Source organism: Ruegeria aquimaris, assembly GCF_025751555.1.
Classification (GTDB): domain Bacteria; phylum Pseudomonadota; class Alphaproteobacteria; order Rhodobacterales; family Rhodobacteraceae; genus Ruegeria_B; species Ruegeria_B aquimaris.
In genome coordinates, this window is record NZ_JAOWLB010000008.1 from 15,448 (window position 1) to 35,965 (window position 20,518).

At 60.8% G+C, this 20,518-nt stretch carries 21 protein-coding genes; 8 read left to right on the plus strand and 13 right to left on the minus strand.

Going from position 1 to position 20,518, the window contains the following annotated elements:
• Positions 1–5 precede the first annotated feature (5 nt).
• The 3 genes from OE747_RS12550 to OE747_RS12560 form a co-directional block, all read right to left on the minus strand.
• Positions 6–257 (minus strand): hypothetical protein, encoded by a 252-nt coding sequence (locus OE747_RS12550; RefSeq protein ID WP_263828938.1) that lies wholly within the window; start codon positions 255–257, stop codon positions 6–8.
• A 39-nt stretch (positions 258–296) separates the two neighbouring features.
• The gene (locus OE747_RS12555) at positions 297–548 is read right to left on the minus strand and encodes a calcium-binding protein (RefSeq protein ID WP_263828939.1); all 252 of its coding nucleotides are present in this window, start codon (positions 546–548) and stop codon (positions 297–299) included.
• 129 nt (positions 549–677) lie between these two features.
• On the minus strand, positions 678–824 hold the full coding sequence (locus tag OE747_RS12560) for a hypothetical protein (RefSeq protein ID WP_263828940.1): 147 nt from the start codon (positions 822–824) through the stop codon (positions 678–680).
• 254 nt (positions 825–1,078) lie between these two features.
• On the opposite strand from OE747_RS12560, the gene prfB reads away from it, so the two are divergent.
• Positions 1,079–2,206: a peptide chain release factor 2 gene (prfB, locus tag OE747_RS12565; protein WP_263828941.1), complete on the plus strand. Its 1,128-nt coding sequence runs from the start codon at positions 1,079–1,081 to the stop codon at positions 2,204–2,206.
• A 98-nt stretch (positions 2,207–2,304) separates the two neighbouring features.
• On the opposite strand, the gene OE747_RS12570 is transcribed toward prfB, so the two are convergent.
• Entirely contained in the window at positions 2,305–2,736 is a 432-nt protein-coding gene (locus OE747_RS12570; RefSeq protein WP_263828942.1) for a VOC family protein, read from the minus strand.
• A gap of 220 nt (positions 2,737–2,956) precedes the next feature.
• Between OE747_RS12570 and OE747_RS12575 the strand changes: the two genes are divergently transcribed.
• Both OE747_RS12575 and OE747_RS12580 read left to right on the plus strand, forming a co-directional pair.
• Positions 2,957–4,357, plus strand: a complete 1,401-nt coding sequence (locus OE747_RS12575; protein ID WP_263828943.1) for an amidase — start codon at positions 2,957–2,959, stop codon at positions 4,355–4,357.
• Positions 4,358–4,385: 28 nt separating this feature from the next.
• On the plus strand, positions 4,386–5,156 hold the full coding sequence (locus tag OE747_RS12580; protein ID WP_263828944.1) for a DUF2189 domain-containing protein: 771 nt from the start codon (positions 4,386–4,388) through the stop codon (positions 5,154–5,156).
• A 6-nt stretch (positions 5,157–5,162) separates the two neighbouring features.
• On the opposite strand, the gene OE747_RS12585 is transcribed toward OE747_RS12580, so the two are convergent.
• Complete coding sequence (locus OE747_RS12585; RefSeq protein ID WP_263828945.1) at positions 5,163–5,960, minus strand: helix-turn-helix domain-containing protein; 798 nt, start codon at positions 5,958–5,960, stop codon at positions 5,163–5,165.
• 228 nt (positions 5,961–6,188) lie between these two features.
• Here OE747_RS12585 and OE747_RS12590 point away from each other — a divergent pair, with 228 nt between their 5' ends.
• Positions 6,189–6,548 carry a hypothetical protein gene (locus tag OE747_RS12590; RefSeq protein WP_263828946.1) on the plus strand — a complete coding sequence of 120 codons (360 nt, stop codon included), beginning with the start codon at positions 6,189–6,191 and terminating at the stop codon, positions 6,546–6,548.
• Positions 6,549–6,563: 15 nt separating this feature from the next.
• Here OE747_RS12590 and ilvN read toward each other — a convergent pair whose 3' ends face one another.
• Positions 6,564–7,124, minus strand: a complete 561-nt coding sequence (gene ilvN / locus OE747_RS12595; protein ID WP_234136269.1) for an acetolactate synthase small subunit — start codon at positions 7,122–7,124, stop codon at positions 6,564–6,566.
• A gap of 67 nt (positions 7,125–7,191) precedes the next feature.
• On the minus strand, positions 7,192–8,943 hold the full coding sequence (locus OE747_RS12600; protein ID WP_263828947.1) for an acetolactate synthase 3 large subunit: 1,752 nt from the start codon (positions 8,941–8,943) through the stop codon (positions 7,192–7,194).
• A 406-nt stretch (positions 8,944–9,349) separates the two neighbouring features.
• On the opposite strand from OE747_RS12600, the gene OE747_RS12605 reads away from it, so the two are divergent.
• Positions 9,350–10,198, plus strand: coding sequence for a HalD/BesD family halogenase (locus OE747_RS12605; RefSeq protein ID WP_263828948.1), 849 nt, complete (start codon positions 9,350–9,352; stop codon positions 10,196–10,198).
• Positions 10,199–10,205: 7 nt separating this feature from the next.
• Here OE747_RS12605 and OE747_RS12610 read toward each other — a convergent pair whose 3' ends face one another.
• The 3 genes from OE747_RS12610 to OE747_RS12620 all read right to left on the minus strand — a co-directional run bounded on the left by OE747_RS12610 (position 10,206) and on the right by OE747_RS12620 (position 13,303).
• Positions 10,206–11,123, minus strand: coding sequence for a calcium/sodium antiporter (locus OE747_RS12610; RefSeq protein ID WP_263828949.1), 918 nt, complete (start codon positions 11,121–11,123; stop codon positions 10,206–10,208).
• Positions 11,124–11,222: 99 nt separating this feature from the next.
• Positions 11,223–11,873 carry a response regulator transcription factor gene (locus OE747_RS12615; RefSeq protein ID WP_263387708.1) on the minus strand — a complete coding sequence of 217 codons (651 nt, stop codon included), beginning with the start codon at positions 11,871–11,873 and terminating at the stop codon, positions 11,223–11,225.
• Positions 11,870–13,303, minus strand: a complete 1,434-nt coding sequence (locus tag OE747_RS12620) for a cache domain-containing protein (protein ID WP_263828950.1) — start codon at positions 13,301–13,303, stop codon at positions 11,870–11,872. The genes OE747_RS12615 and OE747_RS12620 overlap by 4 nt, the downstream gene beginning before the upstream one ends.
• A gap of 258 nt (positions 13,304–13,561) precedes the next feature.
• Here OE747_RS12620 and OE747_RS12625 point away from each other — a divergent pair, with 258 nt between their 5' ends.
• The 3 genes from OE747_RS12625 to OE747_RS12635 all read left to right on the plus strand — a co-directional run bounded on the left by OE747_RS12625 (position 13,562) and on the right by OE747_RS12635 (position 18,063).
• Entirely contained in the window at positions 13,562–14,647 is a 1,086-nt protein-coding gene (locus tag OE747_RS12625; protein ID WP_263828951.1) for a TRAP transporter substrate-binding protein, read from the plus strand.
• Between the two features lie 117 nt (positions 14,648–14,764).
• Positions 14,765–15,691 carry a TRAP transporter small permease subunit gene (locus OE747_RS12630; RefSeq protein ID WP_263828952.1) on the plus strand — a complete coding sequence of 309 codons (927 nt, stop codon included), beginning with the start codon at positions 14,765–14,767 and terminating at the stop codon, positions 15,689–15,691.
• Between the two features lie 17 nt (positions 15,692–15,708).
• Positions 15,709–18,063, plus strand: a complete 2,355-nt coding sequence (locus tag OE747_RS12635) for a TRAP transporter large permease (RefSeq protein WP_263828953.1) — start codon at positions 15,709–15,711, stop codon at positions 18,061–18,063.
• Between the two features lie 84 nt (positions 18,064–18,147).
• Here OE747_RS12635 and OE747_RS12640 read toward each other — a convergent pair whose 3' ends face one another.
• From OE747_RS12640 to OE747_RS12650, 3 genes are all read right to left on the minus strand, one after another.
• Positions 18,148–18,969 carry an arginyltransferase gene (locus OE747_RS12640; protein ID WP_263828954.1) on the minus strand — a complete coding sequence of 274 codons (822 nt, stop codon included), beginning with the start codon at positions 18,967–18,969 and terminating at the stop codon, positions 18,148–18,150.
• Positions 18,970–19,041: 72 nt separating this feature from the next.
• Entirely contained in the window at positions 19,042–19,479 is a 438-nt protein-coding gene (locus OE747_RS12645) for an RDD family protein (protein ID WP_263828955.1), read from the minus strand.
• 56 nt (positions 19,480–19,535) lie between these two features.
• Positions 19,536–19,964 (minus strand): DUF2852 domain-containing protein, encoded by a 429-nt coding sequence (locus tag OE747_RS12650; RefSeq protein ID WP_263828956.1) that lies wholly within the window; start codon positions 19,962–19,964, stop codon positions 19,536–19,538.
• Positions 19,965–20,518: the final 554 nt, after the last annotated feature.

Sequence of the window (20,518 nt, forward strand, 5' to 3'; positions counted from 1 at the left end):
TACCGTCATTCTAGACCGCCCAATGCCCGACCTTGGCAAAATCGGCGGTACGGGAGGTGGGCGAAGTCGAACGAGGCCTCGCTGGTGCCGGTGTCAAAGGTGATGGTGATGTTCTCGGACAGGCCCGAGGCCTTGTCATAACCGATCTGGGCCGAGACCGCGCTGTCGCTGTCGGAGATGGTGCCGCTGGCCCCGAAGCCGCCGTTGAAAGTGCTGATGTTGGCGCTGCTGGCGCTGATCAGAGCGCCGCCAACCACGTTTTGCGCGGTAACGGTAAAGCCGCTGCCGGTATCGGCTTAGTTGCTGATGTCGATGGTCACCGGATTTGGGGCAGGCGCTGACGGATCGGCGTCGCCGATCAGCGTATCACCGCCCGATCCGCCCATCAGGCTGTCATCGCCTTCGCCGCCGATGACCCTGTCGGCGCCGCCACCCGCGCTGACGGTATCGTTGCCACCACCGGCCTCGACCGTGTCATCTGTGGCGCCGCTATTGTCGATCTGATCGCCATCGGTATCGGTATAGCCCGCGTCAATCACCTCGCCCATGTCGGTGCCAGAGACGATGCCGTCATTGCGGCTATAGGCGGGCGCGGTGGTGGCGCCGGCCGAGCTGATAATGTCGACCGGCCCGTCATCGGGTACGAAATAGACATTGCCGTCGGTGGCCAGGTAATATTAGCCCGGCTCGACCTCGTTGAAATAGCTGGTTCCACCGGCCGTACCGGACCAGGTACAGGACCCGGCACCGAATGCTGTATCGGTGCTGAAGGTGATCAGGGCACCCCCAATCGCATCGTTCGGGTCAAGCGAACCGTCCCCCAAGCTGACAAGATATCCCTACGGCATTCAAACATCCCAGTTGTTGGCGTGACCCCTAAAAACGAGACCTGCGAGCGAGAACTGGGCATACCGATTAAGATGATTGTCTCCGATTGGACCGAGTTGATGCGGATTAATGTCAAATTCGGGGTGTCTGGGCGGGCGCGGGCAAAGTTTGCAGGCCGCCGTTGCCGCTTGTTCACGGCGCTGGCCTAAGGTATCACCCGCCGGCAAGATGAAATGCAGGACAGTCCCTTATGCGTGCCGAAATCCAAAACATCGTGTCAGACATTGAGAAGTCCCTGCGTCTGCTAGCACAGCGGATGGATCACGAGACCGCGCCGCACCGGCTGGAAGAGTTTAATGCCCGGGTCGAGGACCCCAATCTGTGGGACGATCCGGAGAAGGCGCAGAAACTGATGCGCGAGCGGCAGACGCTGGTCGATGCCATGGAGACCTACAAGGAAATCGCGACCGATCTGGCCGACAATATCGAGCTGATCGAACTGGGCGAGATGGAAGATGATCAGGATGTGGTGAAGGATGCCGAGGCGGCGCTGAAGGCGCTGCGCGCGCGCGCCGCTGAAAAGGAGCTGGAGGCGCTCCTGGATGGCGAGGCCGACGGCAACGACACGTTCCTTGAGATCAACGCAGGTGCCGGTGGCACAGAGAGCTGCGACTGGGCCTCGATGCTGGCGCGCATGTATGTCCGTTGGGCCGAGAAGAAGGGCTACAAGGTCGAGCTGCAATCGGAGAGCGCGGGCGACGAAGCCGGCATCAAGTCGGCGGCCTATAAAATTTCCGGGCACAACGCCTATGGCTGGCTGAAATCTGAAAGCGGTGTGCACCGTCTGGTACGGATCTCTCCCTTTGATGCGGCGGCGAAACGGCATACCTCGTTCAGCTCGGTCTGGGTCTATCCGGTGGTGGACGACAATATCGAGATCGAGGTGAACCCCAGCGATATCCGCATCGACACCTACAGGTCATCCGGCGCGGGCGGGCAGCACGTGAACACCACCGACTCGGCGGTGCGGATCACCCACATCCCGACCGGCATCGTGGTGACCAGTTCCGAGAAATCGCAGCACCAGAACCGCGACATTGCCATGAAGGCGCTGAAATCGCGGCTCTACCAGCAGGAACTGGACCGCCGCAACGCCGAGATCAACGCGGCGCATGAGGCCAAGGGCGATGCAGGATGGGGCAACCAGATCCGGTCTTATGTGTTGCAGCCCTATCAGATGGTCAAGGATCTGCGCACCGGGCATGAAACCAGTGACACCAAGGGCGTGCTGGACGGCGATCTGGACGGGTTCATGGCGGCGACGCTGGCGATGAAGGTTTCGGGCAAGAGCCGCGCCGACGCGCAGGCCGAGGACTGAGGCAGAAGGGGGCGCTGCCCCCGCCGCCTGACGGCGACTCCCCCGGAGTATTTTGAGCGAAATGAAGACAAGGGTCAGGGGTAACCGGCCCTCTGGTTCTATGCCTCTTCGAGTTCCAGCAGGTTGCCCTCGGGGTCACGCAGATAGACGGCGAGGCAGGGGTGATCCGGCGCACCGATATCGGTGATCTCACCTTGCAGGGCGCCACCGAAGCGCAAGGTTCGGCGCACTGCGTCGTGGATATCCGGGGTTTGAAAACAAAGATGCCCGTAGCCCGGTTCGTTGACCTGTGGCAGACCCCGTTCGAGGGTCTGCCGATGCTGGTGCAGCTCCAGAAACGGGTACTCGACCCCGGGGAATCTCAACCAGAGGGATCTGATCGAGGCCTGCGGCAGGCTACATCCGGCGACAATACGCGCACCGGTCAGCGTGACCGGTGCCCGGCTTGGCGTGCAGTTGAATGCGGCGACATAGAAGGCGGCAAGCCTGTCCGCGTCTCTGGCGGTGATGCTGATATGGGCAAGCTTCATATGTTTGCCTGGAGGGACTGTGTCCTGAAGGGTGGGTTGTAGTTGGATACCGTAAGGGAAGACGGTGAACCGGTGCAACCAGGCGAACCGCCTACTGACAGCGTCTGTGGGGTGGGGTGCTGGGCGATCCGAGCCGGAAAAGATATATTGAAACAGTGGGTTTAAATGCAGATGGCGCGCCGTTAGGCTGCTGGAAAACAGCTCTAGGGAGTCCCCGGATATGGATCTTTTTCGCTCGTCAGCCGTCGATCTTATATCGGCCTTGGCCTCCCGGCAGTTGAGTGCCGAAAGCCTCATGGGCGCCACGCTCGACCGGATCGCAGAGGTTAACCCGAAGGTCAATGCCATCGTGGCGCTGCGTGACGCGGACATCCTGATGCAAGAAGCGAGGGCCTGTGATGCCGGGCCGGTGCGGGGGCCCTTGCACGGCCTGCCAATTGCGATCAAGGATCTGGAGAGTATCGCCGGTGTGCCCACCACCATGGGCTCGCCGTTGTTTGCGGATTTTGTCGCGGGCAAGGACAGTCTCTTGCCGTCGCGTCTGCGGGCGGCGGGAGCGATCCTGATCGGCAAGACGAACGTGCCGGAGTTTGGGATTGGCTCGCACACGTTCAACCCGGTCTATGGCGCGACGGGTAATCCCTATCAGCCGGCGCTGTCCTGTGGCGGCTCGTCTGGCGGGGCCGCGGTGGCGCTGGCCACCGGCATGACGGCGCTGGCGGATGGGTCCGACGAGATGGGATCGCTGCGCAATCCGGCGGCCTGGAACAACGTGTACGGGTTCCGCCCGACCTGGGGCACGGTGCCCCTCGATCCAGAGCGCGAGCTGTTCCTGTATCAACTGGCCACGCTGGGCCCGATGGGGCGCAGCCCGGCGGATATCGGGATCATGCTGGATGTGATCGCCGGGGCGGATGCGCGCGTGCCTTTGTCGATGAACAGCCCCAAGACCGCACCGGTGTCCCCTGTGGACCTGAAAGGCGTGCGCATCGGCTGGTTGGGCGATTGGGGCGGAGCCTATGCGATGGAGCCGGGGATTCTGGAACTGTGCGAAAGCGGGTTGCGCGTGCTTGAGACGCTCGGTGCCGCTGTTGAGCCGGTTCCGGCCCCGATGGATGCGGCGGCAATCTGGGAGGCCTGGCTGGATCTGCGGTCCTGGGGCAAGGCGGGCGCGTTGGAGCCGCTGCTGCGCCAGAGCCGGTCGGCTCTGAAGGATACGGCGATCTGGGAGATCGAACGCGGACTCGCCCTGTCGGCGATGGATATCCATCGCGCCAGTGTCAAACGCTCGAACTGGTACAAGCGGGCAGTCGAACTGCTCGGAGAATTCGACGCGCTGGTTCTGCCCTCGGCGCAGGTCTGGCCCTTTGACGTCAACGTGCCTTTTCCAAAGGAAATCGCGGGCCGGGCGATGGATACCTATCATCGCTGGATGGAGGTTACGATCCCGATTGGCCTGATCGGCCTGCCTTCGCTGGCGGTTCCAGCCGGGTTTGGCCCGCAGGGCGTGCCGATGGGGTTCCAGGTATTTGGCCCGCGCGGCAGTGACGCCCGGCTTCTGTCCATTGGCGAAGCCTATCATCAGGCGACGGAATGGCCGCAGAAAAAGCCGGCGATGTGACAGCGGGACAGGGCAGGGAGGAGCAGTCATGGACAAGCCGTTTGGAGTACCGCCTATGCATCCGGCAACCTTTGCGATGCTGGGTGAAGCATTGCGACAAGGGTTGCGGGATTATCTGAAGGCACCGATTTTTGGTCTCTTGTTTTCCGGCTTTTACGTGATGTCCGGGCTCTTGATCGCCTGGATCACACTTTGGACCGGTACCACCTATTGGCTGGTTCTGGCAGCGATCGGGTTTCCCTTGCTCGGGCCCTTCGCGGCGGTGGGGTTATATGAGGTCTCGCACCGGCTGGAGCAGAAGGAACCGCTGGATTTCGCCGAGATCTTCGGCGTGGTGATCCTGCAAAGCCGCCGACAGTTGCCGTCGATCTGCGCCATCATGGTGCTTGTTTTCATGTTCTGGTTTTTTCTGGGGCATATGATCTTTGCCCTCTTCCTGGGCTTGTCCACCATGACCAACGTGTCCTCGTCGCTGGAAGTGTTTCTGACCCTGAACGGATTGACGATGCTGGCGGTGGGGACGGCGGTCGGCGCGGCGTTTGCAACTTTGCTCTACATGATTACCGTCATGTCGATCCCGATGTTGCTGGATCGGGAACTGGACTTTGTCACCGCAATGATTTCGAGTTTTGGATATGTAACCTCGAACCCGGTTGTGATGCTGTCCTGGGCCGCCATTGTGGCGGGTCTGACCTTTGTTGCCATGTTGCCCGGTTTTTTGGGTCTTTTCCTGGTGCTGCCCTGGTTGGGCCATGCGTCGTGGCACCTGTATCGCCAGGTAACACGAGACCCGCACTGACCGGAATTAGCGGAACGGATCGTCGGGACGCAGCAACCGCCGGTGAAACGGCGGGAGGTCCTCCTTATCCAGGAACCCCGCATGGCGTGCGGTCTTGTAGACGGTGGCCATGTCCCGGCCCAGATGTTCATAAGCCATCCGGGTGATGCGGTGACCGGTATCGGGCTCACGAACCGAACGCGAGACGTACCCGACCCAAAAGTTGTTTTCGAACGAGGCGACGCGGGCAAGATAGTTGAACGAAAAGGTCATCGCGTTCCGGCGCGAGATCAGCAATGCGACACCGTCATCCTCGCGCGTGACGTATCCGCGAAACTCCCGCGTGCGCGGGTCGTCGGGGAGGTCTTGCTGGCGCATGGCTTCGCGGGCTTCGTAGCCGCGAATGAATGTCGCCCGGTCCCTGCGGAAGACATAGACCAGACCGAGAACGAATTTTTTTTCGTTCACGAAGCTTCGGCGTGTGAACCGGTAAAAGCCGCTGGGAAACTCATCTTCTTCCAGTGAGGAGACATTGGGGCCGAAAAAATCGCCCAGAACCGGCCCGGACAGGATCTGATCCGAGGCGGGGATATTGTCTACCGGATCCAGCAGGATGCGCGCATCGACGGAAAAGAACGAACATATCCGATCCAGGACATCCGGGCGCGGAAAGCTCTCACCCGAGAGATACCTGTTGAACTGGGTCCGGTTGATGCCCAGTTGCCGAGAAAGCTCCGAGATCGAGGGATATCGGCGGCACAGCTGGCGCAAGTTCTCGCCAAACATGTTGCGAAGTTCTGCCGGTGTCCTGGTTGGTTTTGTCATTTCATTTCCGAAGAGGTTGGTCTGTTTCTTGCCGCAACATGAAGGACAATTGTGGCTTCCTTCGGCCGAAATCGAAAAACTGATGCTAATTAGCGACATACATGGCGCCAAAGAGTGTCGAGAAGCTATCGGAGCAGACACAAAATGCAATAGTCGGACACGCAATTTACCATGTTTGAGTCTTCTTAATTCGCTCAATCTAAAAAAAACAAGATGTTAGGACGGGATATGTTTGGCGTAGTTCTCTGGAGCGACAGTTCTGACCAGAAAGCGGTCATTTGGTGCGAAGATCACGGCGATCTGGCATTCTATCGGCAAACCGGCAGGCAAAAGGGGCCAAGTCTGGACGTGGGGGATTGGGTTCAGTTCGACCTGGTCACGGAACGCAATCAGCGTATGGCGACAAATCCGAAGCTGGTGAAGCACGGGATATGCCCGAGCCTGCCTGACGTGCTGCGCAACGCGGGGGGCGCGAAATCGCGCCCGACACCGGCGGAACCTGCGCCTTCGGCAAAGGTTGTCCCGTTCAGTCGCGCTGCCGAGAGGAAGAAAGAGGGCGGGGCTCTGACCAAGGCCTACCCCGCCTGAAACAGGTCGCGCCGATCAGTCGCCGCGCAACAGCGCCGCGACACCCGTGCGTGCGATCTCGGCCAGGCCCAGTGGCCGCATCAGATCGGCAAAGGCGTCGATCTTTTCCGGTGCGCCGGTGATCTCGAAGACAAAGCTCGACAGGGTGCTGTCGACCACATTGGCGCGGAAGATATCCGCCAGCCGCAGCGCCTCGACCCGCTTGTCGCCGCTGCCGACCACTTTGAGCATTGCCAGTTCCCGCTCGACCGCGCGGCCCTCGACCGTCAGGTCATGCACATCGCGGACCGAGACGATGCGGCCCAGCTGTGCCTTGATCTGCTCGATCACCTGTGGCGTGCCGGTGGTGACGATGGTGATGCGGCTCAGGTGGCCGGTATGGTCCACCTCGGCAACGGTCAGGCTTTCGATGTTGTAGCCGCGACCCGAGAACAAGCCGATGACCCGGGCCAGGACACCCGGCTCGTTCTCGACCAGTAGGGCGATGGTGTGCCGTTCGGCCACGTCCGAGAAGGTCGGGCGCAGGTTGTAGGCGGAGTGGCTCGAAGAGCCTTTCTTGATGTGTAGGGCAGACATGTGCGTCCCTTTCAGAATGGAAGGTGCCGGTCGCACCGGGCGCGACCGAAAAAATCGCAGGATTTTGTCAGACGAGAACCGCGCCGCCGGCCTGGATCACGCCTTGGGTCTCGGCATCGCCCAGCAGCATCTCGTTATGCGCCTTGCCCGACGGGATCATCGGAAAGCAGTTTTCGTGCTTTTCGACGAGGCAATCGAAGATCACCGGCCCGTCATAGTCCAGCATTTCCATGATCGCATCGTCCAGATCGGCAGGATCCTTGCACAGGATGCCCTTGGCGCCAAAGGCTTCGGCCAGTTTCACGAAATCGGGCAGCGCCTCGGACCAGGATTGCGAGTAACGCTCGCCGTGCAAGAGCTCCTGCCACTGGCGCACCATGCCCAGGCGTTCATTGTTCAGAATGAACTGTTTCACCGGCAGACGGTACTGCACGGCTGTGCCCATTTCCTGCATGTTCATCAGCCACGAAGCCTCTCCCGCCACGTTGATCACCAGCGCGTCGGGATGCGCCATCTGCACCCCGATCGAGGCGGGGAAGCCATAGCCCATGGTACCCAGACCGCCAGAGGTCATCCAGCGGTTCGGATCCTCAAAGCCCAGATATTGCGCCGCCCACATCTGGTGCTGGCCGACCTCGGTACAGACATAGCGGTCACGCCCCTTGGTCAGCGCCTCCAGACGCTCCAGCGCGTATTGCGGTTTGATGGTCTTTTCCGACGGCTTGTAGGTCAGGCAGTTCACCTTGCGCCATTCGTCGATCTGGGCGTTCCATTTTGCGACCGCCTCGGCATTGGTCTTGCGCCCGCGCGCCTTCCAGACCTTCAGGATGTCTTCCAGCACATGACCCACATCGCCGACGATCGGGATATCGACCCGGATCACCTTGTTGATCGAGCTTGGGTCGATGTCGATATGGGCCTTTTTCGATTTCGGGCTGAACGCGTCGATGCGTCCGGTGATCCGGTCGTCGAAGCGGGCGCCGATATTGATCATCAGGTCACAGCCATGCATGGCCATGTTCGCCTCGTAAAGCCCGTGCATGCCCAGCATGCCCAGCCAGTTCTTGCCCGAGGCGGGATAAGCGCCCAGACCCATCAGGGTCGAGGTGATCGGAAAGCCGGTTGCATCCACCAGCTCGCGCAAGAGCTGGCTGGCGGCGGGGCCGGAGTTGATCACGCCGCCGCCGGTATAGAACACCGGGCGCTTGGCCTTTTCGATCGCGGCGACCAGTTCGGTGATCTCTTCCATGTCACCCTTGACCCGGGGCTGGTAATGCGAGGTGATCGCCTTGGGTCCGGTATAGGTGCCGGTTGCGAACTGCACGTCCTTGGGAATGTCGATCAGCACCGGACCGGGGCGGCCCGAAGTGGCGACATGGAACCCCTCGTGGATGGTCTTGGCCAGCTTGTCGGTATCCTTGACCAGCCAGTTATGCTTGGTGCAGGGGCGGGTGATGCCGACGGTGTCGGCCTCCTGGAAGGCGTCCGAGCCGATCATGAAGGTGGGCACCTGGCCGGTCAGTACCACCAGAGGGATCGAGTCGAGCAGCGCGTCGGTCAGGCCGGTCACCGCGTTGGTGGCGCCGGGGCCCGAGGTCACAAGCACAACTCCGGGCTTGCCGGTCGAGCGGGCATAGCCCTCGGCGGCGTGCACCGCGCCCTGTTCGTGCCGCACCAGTATGTGGCGAATGTCGTTTTGCAGAAAGATCTCGTCATAGATCGGCAGGACGGCGCCGCCGGGATAGCCGAATACCGTGTCCACGCCCTGATCCTTGAGGGCCTGGACCACCATTTTTGCGCCGGTCATCTCACGTGTCATCTGCTTTGCTCCATTCGCGACATGCGTCTATTCGATTCAGCATAAAAAAAGCCCCCGAACTTTCGGAGGCGCATGGGGACGATTATGGTCTACCGTTACCGGCCCATGCGCTTTGTTCCTACGATTACGACTAGCGAGGTCATTGCCATCGGCTCCTTTAGCTTGGCGGGGACATTATGGGCGAGGGAACGGAGCGTCAACAGGCAATTGGGCGAAAAACCTGTCTCGTGGGGCCTGAAACGCGACATTTTCTTGCGCAGAATGCCGCAGGCTGCGACATTTCTGTAATTTGTCCCCGATCAAGTGGCCTCTTGCGACCTGTTTTGCGGCCCTATGCGCCGCAAACAGGCCAGATACAGCCGAGTCACCCGTCCAGTCTGGGAGAAAGATGGATGGGAGAAACGCGATGGAACTGCACGATCTGATCGACCTGGGCCGCTATCCGATCGACCGGCCCGATAGTGCTGCCTATGCCGCGTTGCTGACCGATCTCCGACGCGAGATTGCCGAGGACGGCTGTGCCGTTCTGCCCGGGTTTGCCAGTGCGCGCGGGGTTGCGCATTTGACTGCCGAGGCGGATGCGGTTGCCCATCTGGGACATCGGAGCTTTAGCCGAACAAACGTGTACTTCTCGCAGGACGATCCGTCTTTGCCCGCGGATCATCCGGTGCGGCAATTCTATGATCGGTCCAACGCTTTTGTCCCGGCAGACAACTTCCCGCCCGAAGGCCCGCTGCGGATGATTTACGAGGCCGCCCCCTTCATGCCGTTCATTCGCGATGCGCTGAACGAACCGGAGGACCGGTTCTTTCGTTATGACGATCCGCTGGCGGATGTGATCGTGAACGCGGTCGAGGCGGGGCAGGGGTTCCCCTGGCATTTCGATACCAACAATTTCACCGTCACGCTGGCCATCCAGAGCGGCAGTTCAGGTGGTGCGTTCGAATATGTGCCCGATCTGCGGACTGCCCAGGACGAGAACTTTGCAGGGGTCGCGCAGGTCCTGGCCGGAGATCGCAGCAAGGTCCGGGTCCTTGAGTTGCGGCCGGGCGACTTGCAGATTTTCAAGGGCCGCTACGCGCTGCACCGGGTTGCCCCGGTCGAGGGCCCCCGGCGGCGCTATGTCGGTATCTTTTCCTTTGTCGAGACCGAAGGGATGTGTGGCGGGGTAGAGCGGACCCGGCAGCTCTATGGCCGGGTCCTGCCGAGGCACTATGAGCGGGCAGGGCTCAGATCAGATGCCTTGAGGGATTGAGCGGGCGTCAGCTCAGCCCCATCCAGCCCAGATAGCCGACATAGACGGCGAGCATGCAAACGCCCGCAAGCCGCGAGATTCCGCCGAACCACAGGAGTGCGGTGAGCAGAAGCGCCGCGGCCAAGGCGATCGGTGTATCCAGTGTCAGGAATCGCGTGTCGGCCTGAATCGGTGCGATGACGGCGGTCACGCCCAGAATGCCCAGGATGTTGAACAAGTTCGATCCGATCACATTGCCCAGCGACATCGCCGAGTTGCGCCGGAACGCGGCGATGACCGAAGTTGCAAGCTCGGGCAGGGACGTGCCTATCGCAACGATGGTCAGGCCGATTACCGCCTCGGAAATATGTGCCATACGCGCCAATTCGGTGGCGCTGTCCACCAGCAGGCGCGCGCCAAAGACAAGGGCGACCAGGCCGCCGGCGATCTGAAGCACAGCCAGCGGACGAAAGCGGCGTTCGATCATCAGGTTGTCCTGTGGATCGGCATCGACCTGACGGATCGAGCTCCACAGGAACAGGGCCAGACCGGTGAGCATCAAGATACCATCCAGGCGGGACAGGCGGCCGTCCGCAAGCAGGGCGGCAAGCGCCAGAGTGGCGAGGATGACAAGTATGAGGTCCTTGCGCACTTCGATGAAACTACTGACGATGGGAAACAATACGGCGGCAAGACCGAGGATGAGCAGGATGTTGGCGGTATTTGATCCGATCACATTGCCAAGGGCGATGTCGGGCGCATGAGCCAGGGCCGCGTTGACCGAGACCAGCAGTTCGGGCAGCGAGGTTCCGAACCCGACGACGATCATGCCGATGACCAATGGAGGGATGCGCAAGGCGATAGCGGTCGAGGTTGCGCCGCGCACAAGAAAGTCGCCGCCGAGTATCAGGGCCGTCAGCCCGGCAGCGAAGGAGAGGAGGATCATGGCTACCTCGAAAGGGGAGTTGCCAGCAGCAAATGATCTGGTGGCACAGCCTTTGCAAGGGGGCGCGTGTGCTATTTTCGCGGCTTGGATAAAACCTGCCTAGAGCCCTACGCCTGTGCCCTGAAGCACCCCGTGTTCCAGAGCATAGCGGGTCAGTCCGGCGGTGGATGAAATACCCAGTTTGCGCTTGATGTTCTTGCGATGGGTCTCGACCGTGCGCACGGATATGTCCAGCGCGATGGCGACCTCCTTGTTGGACTTGCCCTGGGCCAGTTGCAGCAAGATCGTCTGTTCGCGCCCGGTCAGTGCCTCGCGCGCCTCTTCGCCCTCCTTGGGTTCCAGCGATCCCTTCGCCCCGGTGCAGAGATAGCGTTCGCCCCGCATCACTGCGTCGATGGCCTGTTTGATCTCTTCGGTGGGCACGTCTTTGAGTACATAGCCCATTGCGCCATGGCTGAGCGCGGTAGAGATGTATTCCGGGCTGTCATGCATCGACAGGATCAGGATACGGGTATCCGGCATCTGCTCCAGGATGATCTCGGTCGCGCTGAGCCCACCAAGGCCCGGCATGTTGAGGTCCATCAGGATCACGTCGGGACAAAGCGCCAGCGTCCGTCCCACCGCCTCGCGCCCGTCATGCACGGTTCCGATCACCTGAAGCCCGTCATAGCTCTCAAGGATTGCCTGGATGCCTTCGGCCACCATCGGATGGTCGTCGACGATCAGGATGCGGACGGGATCGGCGGTCATGGGGATACCTTTCTTTTCTGCGTCGCTTCCTCTTGCGGCGGCAACAGATGGCTGAGCGGCAGGCTGACTTCGATGACGGTTCCGGTCTGGGCGCCGCGGGACGACAGGATCCGAAGGGTTCCGTCAAGCTGCTCGATTCGTTCCTGCATATTGCGCAACCCAAGGCCCGGACCCGTCTTGCCGGGGCCGGAGCGGATACCTCGACCGTTGTCAGAGATGCGCATGGTTGCGCCCTTCTTGTGACCGCGCAGGTCGATCGAGACACGCGTTGCGCCCGAGTGGCGCTCGATGTTGGTGAGCGCCTCTTGCGCGATCCGGTAGAGCGCGATCTTGCTGTTCTGGTCCAGCCGGTTGCGGAACACCACGGTGGTGAATTCGGTCTCGATCCCGGTGCGCTCGCGGAAATCGTCGGTGAGGGATTTCAGGGCAGGACCAAGGCCAAGGTCATCCAGCACGCCGGGGCGCAGGTCGCGACTGATCCGGCGCACTTCGGTGATTGCGGTGCCCAGGTGCACGATTCCCTTGTCCAGCGGCGGTTCGGCCCCGTCCTTGTCACCGCGCGCCAGTTTGCGCCGGGCGCTGTCCAGCGCATAGCGCACGCCGACAAGTATCTGGCTGATGCCGTCATGCAATTCGCGGGCAACCCGGCCGCGCTCCTCCTCCTGTGCGTCGAACACGCGTTGGGTCAGTTCCTTGAGCTTGGCGTCCGCAAGCCGACGCTCGCGGATATTGATCACCATGCCCGAGCCAAAAACGACCAGCAGCGCCGCCAACGCAATGGCGCCGATGTAGAGAAAGGTTCGGCGCACGCGCAGTTGGGTTTCGGCCCGCGATGCCGCGACCGACGCTAGGACATCATCGATGAAAACCCCCGTTCCGACCGCCCAACGCCAGTCCTGAAGGCCGACCACATAGGCGACCATCTGTGCTTCTTCCCCGGTCGATGGTTTTTCCCACATGAAGGAGTGCCACCCGGCCCCTTGCCGGGCCAGCCGGATGAATTCGTCAACGACGGGGATGCCCTGGCTGTCGGTCAGCCCTTCCCAGTTGCGGTTGATGAATTCCGTCTGGCGCGGGCTGACAAGGTTCTTGCCGTCATAGTCGTAGACAAAGAAGAAGCCGTCCTGACCATAGATCATCGCGGCCAGAATCTGGGCGACCCGGGTCTTGGCCTCTTCGTCGTCGGGCGCGGCGGGGCCGTAGATATGGGCAAACCCGTTGCGGGCCTGGGTGACGTAGTTGCGTAGCTCGGCCTTCTTGGCGCTCAAGAGCTGCCGTTCCAACGCCTGGATCTCGCGTTCCGCCAGCGCCTGCGCCTGATACGCAACCAGTGCGGCAATCGCGGTGACTGCCACGACAAGCGGCAGCGTCGCCAGAAGCGAGATCTTCTGGGCGTAGTTGGGCCGGATCAGGGTTCGCAGCCGTCGCATGGCGAATCGATACGAAAAACGGACGCGAAAGCAAAGCCTGAGATCGCCCCCGGGTCACGCGTATCCGCCGTGCAGCGGAGCGACGAGGACAAAAAAAGGTGACTTGACGGGCTGTTCGCCCGTTTTTCCACCCCTGCTACGTAGTACTAGGTATTCCCTTACGGGATGACCTCTCGCTACCTTTGCGCCACTGAAACGATCCACCCGGAGGGAATGAACCCTCGGGTGTGTACGACTTGCAAGGGGAGGAAATACTCTATGGATCGTCGTTCTTTTCTGAAAACCTCGGCAATGGGCGGTGCTGCCGCTGCGGCCACCACCGCTCTGGCTGCTCCGGCCTATGCGCAGGGCAAGCGGACGCTGACCATGGTCACCACCTGGGGCCGTGGCCTGGCGGGCGTGCATGACTCGGCACAGCGCGTGGCCGACAACATCACCGCGATGTCGGACGGCAACCTGACCGTGGACCTGAAGGCCGCTGGCGAACTGGTGGGCGCGTTCGAAGTGTTCGACGCCGTTACCTCGGGTCAGGCTGACATGTACCATGGCGCTGACTACTACTTCGTGGGTCAGCACCCGGGTTATGCGTTCTTCACCGCCGTGCCGTTCGGCATGACCGCGCAGGAACTGGTCAACTGGTACTATTTCGACGGCGGCCACGAGCTGCATGACGAGCTGGGCCAGATCTTTGGCCTGAAATCCTTCCTGGCCGGCAACACCGGTGCACAGGCAGGCGGCTGGTTCTCGAAAGAGATCAACGGCCCCGAAGATTTCAACGGCCTGAAGTTCCGCATGCCCGGTCTGGGCGGCAAGGCGCTGGGCAAGCTGGGCGCATCGGTGCAGAACATTCCGGGTTCGGAAGTGTACCAGGCCCTGTCCTCGGGCGCCATCGACGGCACCGAGTGGATCGGCCCCTGGGCGGACGAAAAGGCCGGTTTCCAGGAAATCACCAAGACCTACTACACCGCTGGCTTCCACGAGCCGGGCGCAGGTCTGTCGGTTGCCACCAACCGCGAAGTCTTCGAGAGCCTGAGCCCCGCGCATCAGAAGATCATCGAAATCGCGGCTGGCGAGTGCCACCAGTGGAACCTGGCACAGTTCCTGTCCAACAACGGTGCGGCGCTCCAGCGTCTGCAAGCGGGCGGCGTGAAGGTCATGGAATTCCCCGACAGCGTCTGGGATGCCTTCGGCAAGGCCAGCCAGGAAGTCATGGCAGAGAACATGGGCGACGAGCTGTTCAAGAAGATCTACGACAGCGCGATGGCGTCGATGAAGTCGTCCTCGGCCTGGTTGAACCTGTCGTCGGGTGTCTACACCGCGCAGCGCGACCGCGTTCTGGGCTGATCCCGCACACAGTTCAAAAACGGTACCCCCGCCATCTGGCGGGGGGCTTTCCCTTTGCCTGAGCCCGGACTGATGGGGTCTGCATAAGCGGCTCGGCAAGCGTCTCTCGGGGGCAACATGCAGGAAGATAACGGTATCTCCTTTTTCGGCGCCCTATGGAACGGTCTGATATGGCTGGTTCAGAACATCGCCGAGTCCTTTTACAACTTTGGCTACGCGGTCACGCATCCCCAGCTCTGGCTTGATTGGTCGGACAAGGAAGCTGTGATGCGTTTCGTCTACTATGGCGGATCGGTCGAGTTCTTCTTTGTCGTCTTCACCTTCGTTTTGATCCTGACCGCCATCGGCATGTTCTATCGCAATTTCATGTGGGGCATGGTCCGGGTTCTCGAAGGCTTCGCCAACACGGTTGGCCGGTTCTTTGCCTGGGCTGGCCTCTTGATGGTGCTGCAGCAGATCATCATCGTGTTCATCCAGCGCGTGTTCGCGCGTCCGGACCTGTCATTCGGGTTGGGCATTCCGATCTCGTTCGATATCAGCTGGTGGTCCGAGGAGTTGAAGCTTTACAACGCGATGGTGGTGTGCCTCTGCGCGACATACACCTTCGTCCAGGGCGGTCACGTGCGCGTGGACCTGATCTATTCCGGCATCAGCCACCGGGCGAAGCGGGTGGTCGACATGTTCGGATCGCTGATGTTCATGATGCCGATGGCGGTGGTGACCTGGCTTTACGGCTGGTACTTCCTGTGGCGTCACCTGATCGTGCCGAACCCGTCGGCCAGTGACCAGCTTGACCGGCTCTTGATGAAATCGCGCGCCATGCGCTGGAACGTGGAAACCATCGGTTTCAGCCCCAATGGGTTCAACGGGTACTTCCTGTTCAAGATCCTGCTGGTGGCGTTTGCTGCGATGATCTTCATTCATGCGGTCGCGTTCTTCTATCGCTCCTGGCTGGAGTTCGTGGAAGGCGAGGGCAGTGTCGGAAAATACCTCGACAAGGATACGCTTGGCGAGGGTGAAGAGGCCTATGAAGGCACGCATTAAGAATAGGAACTGGGGACATGCTATTCGGTCTTGATGGCGTCGAAATCGGCCTCATTATTGTCTTTCTCTGCCTCTTCGGGGGCATTCTCTCGGGCTTCCCGGTGGCCTTTGCCATCGGCGGTGCCGGGATCATCTCCTTCGGCATCATCGCGGCGCTCGACAGCGCGGGGTTGCTGATCCATCAGGCCATCGACACCTCGTCGCAGGCCTATCACGATCTGGTCAATTCCGGTGTCAGGCCGGATACGATTTCGATCTTCCGATACCCGGATCTGCCGCGCGCCGCCGAACATGTGTTCTCGGGCGGTTGGCAAACCGCGATGGACCGCAACGTCGCCTTCATCGTCAACCGGATGAACGAGCGTGTGCTTGCGGGCCAGTCGATTGAAACGCTGCTTGCGGTGCTGATGTTCGTTCTCATGGGTATCACGCTGGAACGTTCGAAGATCGCCAACGACCTGCTGACCACCATGGCACGGGTGTTTGGCCCGCTGCCTGGCGGACTGGCAGTCTCCATCGTTGTCGTGGGGGCGTTCCTTGCCGCCTCGACCGGGATCGTCGGTGCAACGGTGGTCACCATGGGCCTGCTGGCCCTGCCGACCATGCTGCGCAACAACTACTCACCGGAACTGGCGACAGGGGTGATCGCCGCCTCTGGTACGCTGGGGCAGATCATCCCGCCCTCGATCGTGATCGTTCTTCTGGGAACGCTGGCTGGTGACCTTTACTCCACCGCGCAGGAAACCCGCGCCATCGAGGCTGGCTGTTCGGATGCCTTGACCTATCTTGGTGAACCGGCGGTGGTGTCGGTGGGTACGCTGTTCCAGGCGGCGCTGCTGCCCGGCATCATGCTGGCGGTGCTCTACGCGGTCTACGCCTTTGGCTTTGCACTGCTGAACCCCGAAAAAGCGCCTGCCGTCGCAATGGCCGGCAAGTCGGGAGAGGTTGTCACTCGGTCCGAGGCATTCACCTGGCTTCTGGGCGCGCCCATCGCGTTGATCGTCGGGACCATCCTGATGGCTAATGTCGGGATTGTGGGCAGCCAGGACCTGACGGTGTCGGGTTTCTCGGACAGTTCGAAATCCGCAAGCCTGCGCACCAACGTGTCCGAAGAGTGCAAGGTTTCGATGATCGCGCTGCATGGGCAGGAGGCATGGGATGCCGCCGTCGTCGAGCAGGAGGCCATCGACAAGGCGGGCGGCGTGCAGGAAGCGCACAAGCTGACCGAAGAAGAGATCGCCGCCGCGTTGGAGGCCAAGATCGCTGCGGCCGCGCCGATTGGCACCGGGGTTGCGACGCTCTTTGTCCTGCTGGGCCTGACGCTGGTCGTGGGTCGCGGTGTGGCACCGTCGCAGGATCCGCGTCCGCTGATGATCGGCGGGCTTGGTCTGGCGCTCATGCTGCTGGTCGACATCCTGCTGGTCGCGCCGACGACGTCGTCGGGGGTGACCGTGCTGTTGCTGGCGATCCCGACGGCCCTGGCTCTTTATGGGTGCAAGGCGGCCGCGGCGCGTTGTGCGACCAATGATCTGATCCGGGTGGTGTTCCCGCCACTGGTTCTGATCATCGCGGTTCTTGGCTCGATCCTGGGCGGTGTCACCAACCCCACTCCGGCGGCGGCGCTGGGTGCGGGCGGGGCGATCATGCTGGCGGCCTATCGCCGGTTGAAGGACGAAGGACGCTCGGGCGCGATCATCATCTGGTCGACTTTCGCCATCATCGTCTGTCTGCTGATCGGGGTGAACTTTGACCTGCGCATCAATCAGGGCAATGTATCGTTCGAAAGCTGGGTTGCCTTCACCTTTGCCTATGCCACTTATGCCTATGCGCTGTTCGGGCTGTTGTTCGGGTGCTGGGTTCTGTTCGCGGGCGGCGTGCTGTCACCCATCGTGCGGGAAACTGCCAAGGTGACCTCGATGGTGTTTACCATCCTGATCGGCTCGCAGCTGTTGAACCTGGTGGTGATCTCCTTTGGTGGCGAGCATTACATCCAGGACTTCCTGAAGAGTTTCGACAATGAATTCACGGTCTTCCTGATCGTGATGCTGGTGCTCTTCATCCTTGGGTTCGTGCTCGACTTCCTCGAGATCATCTATATCGTGATCCCGATCGTGGGGCCGGTGATCTATGGCGGATCCTTCGATCCGAAATGGGTGACGATCATGGTGGCGGTGAACCTGCAAACCTCGTTCCTGACACCTCCGTTCGGCTTTGCGCTGTTCTACCTGCGCGGGGTTGCACCCAAGGAAGTGACAACTGGTCACATCTATCGGGGCATCATACCCTTTGTGATCATCCAGGTGATCGGCATCGGCATCCTGTGGATGTTCCCGTCGATCGTGACCATTGTTCCGGCACTGATCCCGAACTGATGGGCAGTGGAAGATAGCAAAAAGGGGGCCTTCGGGCCCCCTTTCCTGTTTTTGGAAACGACTACGACTTGCGCCGGACAACCGTTAGGTCGTTGTCGGCCAGCGGTCCGGAAGTTGGATGTTCGCGACCTGTTCGGCGATTGGATCCGTGGACAGGGGATGGCGTGCGGCATCATGCGCCTCGGGATTGCTGAGTGGATGCCAGGCTCCGCCGCGATAGATCTCGAGCCCTGAGAACCGGGATTTGTACCCCATCTTGGGACTGCCGGGCACCCAATAGCCGAGATAGACATAGGGCAGGCCGGTTTCCCGCGCGATCTCGATGTGATCAAGGATCATGTAAGTGCCCAAAGAATTGCGGTGCTGATCGGGATCGTAGAAGGAATAGACCATGCTGAGCCCGTCATCGAGTACATCCGTCAGACTGACGGCGGTCAGCGCTCCGCTTTCGCGATCAGCATACTCGATGACGCGGCTGCGGATCGGCGTTTCCTCGATCATCGCCGCAAACTCGAACACATCCATGTCGGCCATGCCGCCATCGGCGTGTCGGCTGTCTAGATAGCTGCGGAACAGATCGAACTGCTCGTCCGTCGCCCAGGGCGATGTGGCGCGCCGGGTCAGGTGGTCGTTGCGTTTCAGCGTGCGTCGCTGACCGCGGGACAGGGAAAAGGCGTTGACGTCAATACGCGCGGAAAGGCATGCAGAACAATCGGCGCAGGAGGGCCGGTAAAGCACGTTCTGGGAACGCCGGAACCCCTGCTGTGAAAGGGAGTTGTTCAGGCGTTCGGCACCTTGGCCCTGAAGCGCCGTGAACAGTTTCCTTTCCATCCTGTCCGCCAGATAGGGGCAGGGTTGCGGTGCCGTCACATAGAATTGTGGCGCGATGGGCAGCGTATGGCGCATGGGTGTCCTGTGGTTGCTTGGCGGGATGATAGCAACCGATCCGAAACCCGCCAAGTGACCAAAGTCACATCATCAGGCATAGACCCTGCGATTGATCGCGACGGTGCCCAGCACTGCGTCGGTCAGACCCTGGGCACGTGCTCCAAGCAGCATCATCAGGATCGACACAACCTGAAGCACGGGGATCGCCATGCTGATCGTGTATCCGGCAGTGTGGGCCAGTGCAAGACCACCATCCAGCCGCGAGCCGTATGCATCGCGCAGTTCTATTCCGACAAACCGCATACCCCAGGTGGCAGACCCGCCAGCGATGGTGGCCACGCGGTATACAAAGCCCACGACCAAGTAGAGGATGGGCCAGACAAAAGCCCCGACAAAGGCGGTCAGCAAGACAACGATCAGGCTGAGAAACAGAATCACGCAAGTATCGAACACCCAGGCGAAAAAGCGTTTGACCGCGACGCTCTGGTAGAATTCGGGTTGATGGTCGGGATGGGGCAGGTGTGTCATTGGCTGGGTCCGTGGTGGATGGTCAGGCAGCCCCTTGCCGGAGCTGCCGGTGTGGCTCAGATGGAGTCCTCGTTGCGTTCACCGTCGCGGGCCTTGCGCACGCGTTCGTCCATGAACTCGTCGAATTCCGCTTTGTCCTTGGCCTCGCGCAGGCGGTGGAGGAAGGCTTCGAAATCCGCCTGTTCCTGTTCCAGGCGCGCCAGCGTGTCGGCCTTGTAGGCGTCAAAGGCGCTGTTTCCGGTGGTGGACATGGCGCGCATGCCATGATGGCTCCAGGATTTGCGGCGGGTGCAGGATTTGCTGAACATGCGTTTGCTCCAGATCATGTAGGCGAGAAGGGCGAGGCCAATGGGCCAGAAGAAGACAAAGCCAAGGACCATGGCGGCGATCCAGGCGCCCTTGCCCTTGCTGTCCAGCCAGGCTTCGCTTCGGTGCAGCCAACCCGGATTTGACGGGGCGGCGACGGGGTCGGTCATCATGGTCATTGTCGGTCTCCAGATCAGGTTTGAATGTGAATGTCTTTCACATTGTGAATGTGGGAGAAGGAGAGCGCCGTTGCAAGGGGCAATGTGAAAAAGATTTACATTGAGTCCGGAGCCGCCGTGAAAGCCATTGATAGCGGACAGAGATTCTTGTGATAGCCGACTGATAGCGGACACTTATTCTTGCAAACTTTGACAGAGATATTTGCAGCAAACAGTTTTCGGCCGAACACCGCCTTCAAATGTGCTCACATCAAGAGTGCTCGAAGACCAGTTTTTACGCCCGTACAAGCAACCTTCTCGACTTTGTTCGGCATGACCTGCTCGACGGGTTCTTCCTTGCCGCCCTTGACGCCGAAGAACATGGCGCGCTGAGTTGTATATTGCGGGGTTCGCGGAACCGGGCGGATCGGATTTGTCGTGGTTTGGTGCCGCTCCTTTGATCACATAATGTGCAGCAAAGGAGATGAACCATGGGCACAGGCAGAATGGATGAATTTCGCAAGGATGCGGCGCGGATTTAGTCAGAGTTTGCAGATATCCCTGTCCCAAACGCG

Bases quoted from the DNA above. Each gene is read 5' to 3' on its own strand.
- OE747_RS12555 (WP_263828939.1), bottom strand. From the start codon at position 548: ATGGGCGAGGTGATTGACGCGGGCTATACCGATACCGATGGCGATCAG.
- prfB (WP_263828941.1), top strand. From the start codon at position 1,079: ATGCGTGCCGAAATCCAAAACATCGTGTCAGACATTGAGAAGTCCCTG.
- OE747_RS12570 (WP_263828942.1), bottom strand. From the start codon at position 2,736: ATGAAGCTTGCCCATATCAGCATCACCGCCAGAGACGCGGACAGGCTT.
- OE747_RS12575 (WP_263828943.1), top strand. From the start codon at position 2,957: ATGGATCTTTTTCGCTCGTCAGCCGTCGATCTTATATCGGCCTTGGCC.
- OE747_RS12580 (WP_263828944.1), top strand. From the start codon at position 4,386: ATGGACAAGCCGTTTGGAGTACCGCCTATGCATCCGGCAACCTTTGCG.
- OE747_RS12585 (WP_263828945.1), bottom strand. From the start codon at position 5,960: ATGACAAAACCAACCAGGACACCGGCAGAACTTCGCAACATGTTTGGC.
- OE747_RS12590 (WP_263828946.1), top strand. From the start codon at position 6,189: ATGTTTGGCGTAGTTCTCTGGAGCGACAGTTCTGACCAGAAAGCGGTC.
- ilvN (WP_234136269.1), bottom strand. From the start codon at position 7,124: ATGTCTGCCCTACACATCAAGAAAGGCTCTTCGAGCCACTCCGCCTAC.
- OE747_RS12600 (WP_263828947.1), bottom strand. From the start codon at position 8,943: ATGACACGTGAGATGACCGGCGCAAAAATGGTGGTCCAGGCCCTCAAG.
- OE747_RS12605 (WP_263828948.1), top strand. From the start codon at position 9,350: ATGGAACTGCACGATCTGATCGACCTGGGCCGCTATCCGATCGACCGG.
- OE747_RS12610 (WP_263828949.1), bottom strand. From the start codon at position 11,123: ATGATCCTCCTCTCCTTCGCTGCCGGGCTGACGGCCCTGATACTCGGC.
- OE747_RS12615 (WP_263387708.1), bottom strand. From the start codon at position 11,873: ATGACCGCCGATCCCGTCCGCATCCTGATCGTCGACGACCATCCGATG.
- OE747_RS12620 (WP_263828950.1), bottom strand. From the start codon at position 13,303: ATGCGACGGCTGCGAACCCTGATCCGGCCCAACTACGCCCAGAAGATC.
- OE747_RS12625 (WP_263828951.1), top strand. From the start codon at position 13,562: ATGGATCGTCGTTCTTTTCTGAAAACCTCGGCAATGGGCGGTGCTGCC.
- OE747_RS12630 (WP_263828952.1), top strand. From the start codon at position 14,765: ATGCAGGAAGATAACGGTATCTCCTTTTTCGGCGCCCTATGGAACGGT.
- OE747_RS12635 (WP_263828953.1), top strand. From the start codon at position 15,709: ATGCTATTCGGTCTTGATGGCGTCGAAATCGGCCTCATTATTGTCTTT.
- OE747_RS12640 (WP_263828954.1), bottom strand. From the start codon at position 18,969: ATGCGCCATACGCTGCCCATCGCGCCACAATTCTATGTGACGGCACCG.
- OE747_RS12645 (WP_263828955.1), bottom strand. From the start codon at position 19,479: ATGACACACCTGCCCCATCCCGACCATCAACCCGAATTCTACCAGAGC.
- OE747_RS12650 (WP_263828956.1), bottom strand. From the start codon at position 19,964: ATGACCATGATGACCGACCCCGTCGCCGCCCCGTCAAATCCGGGTTGG.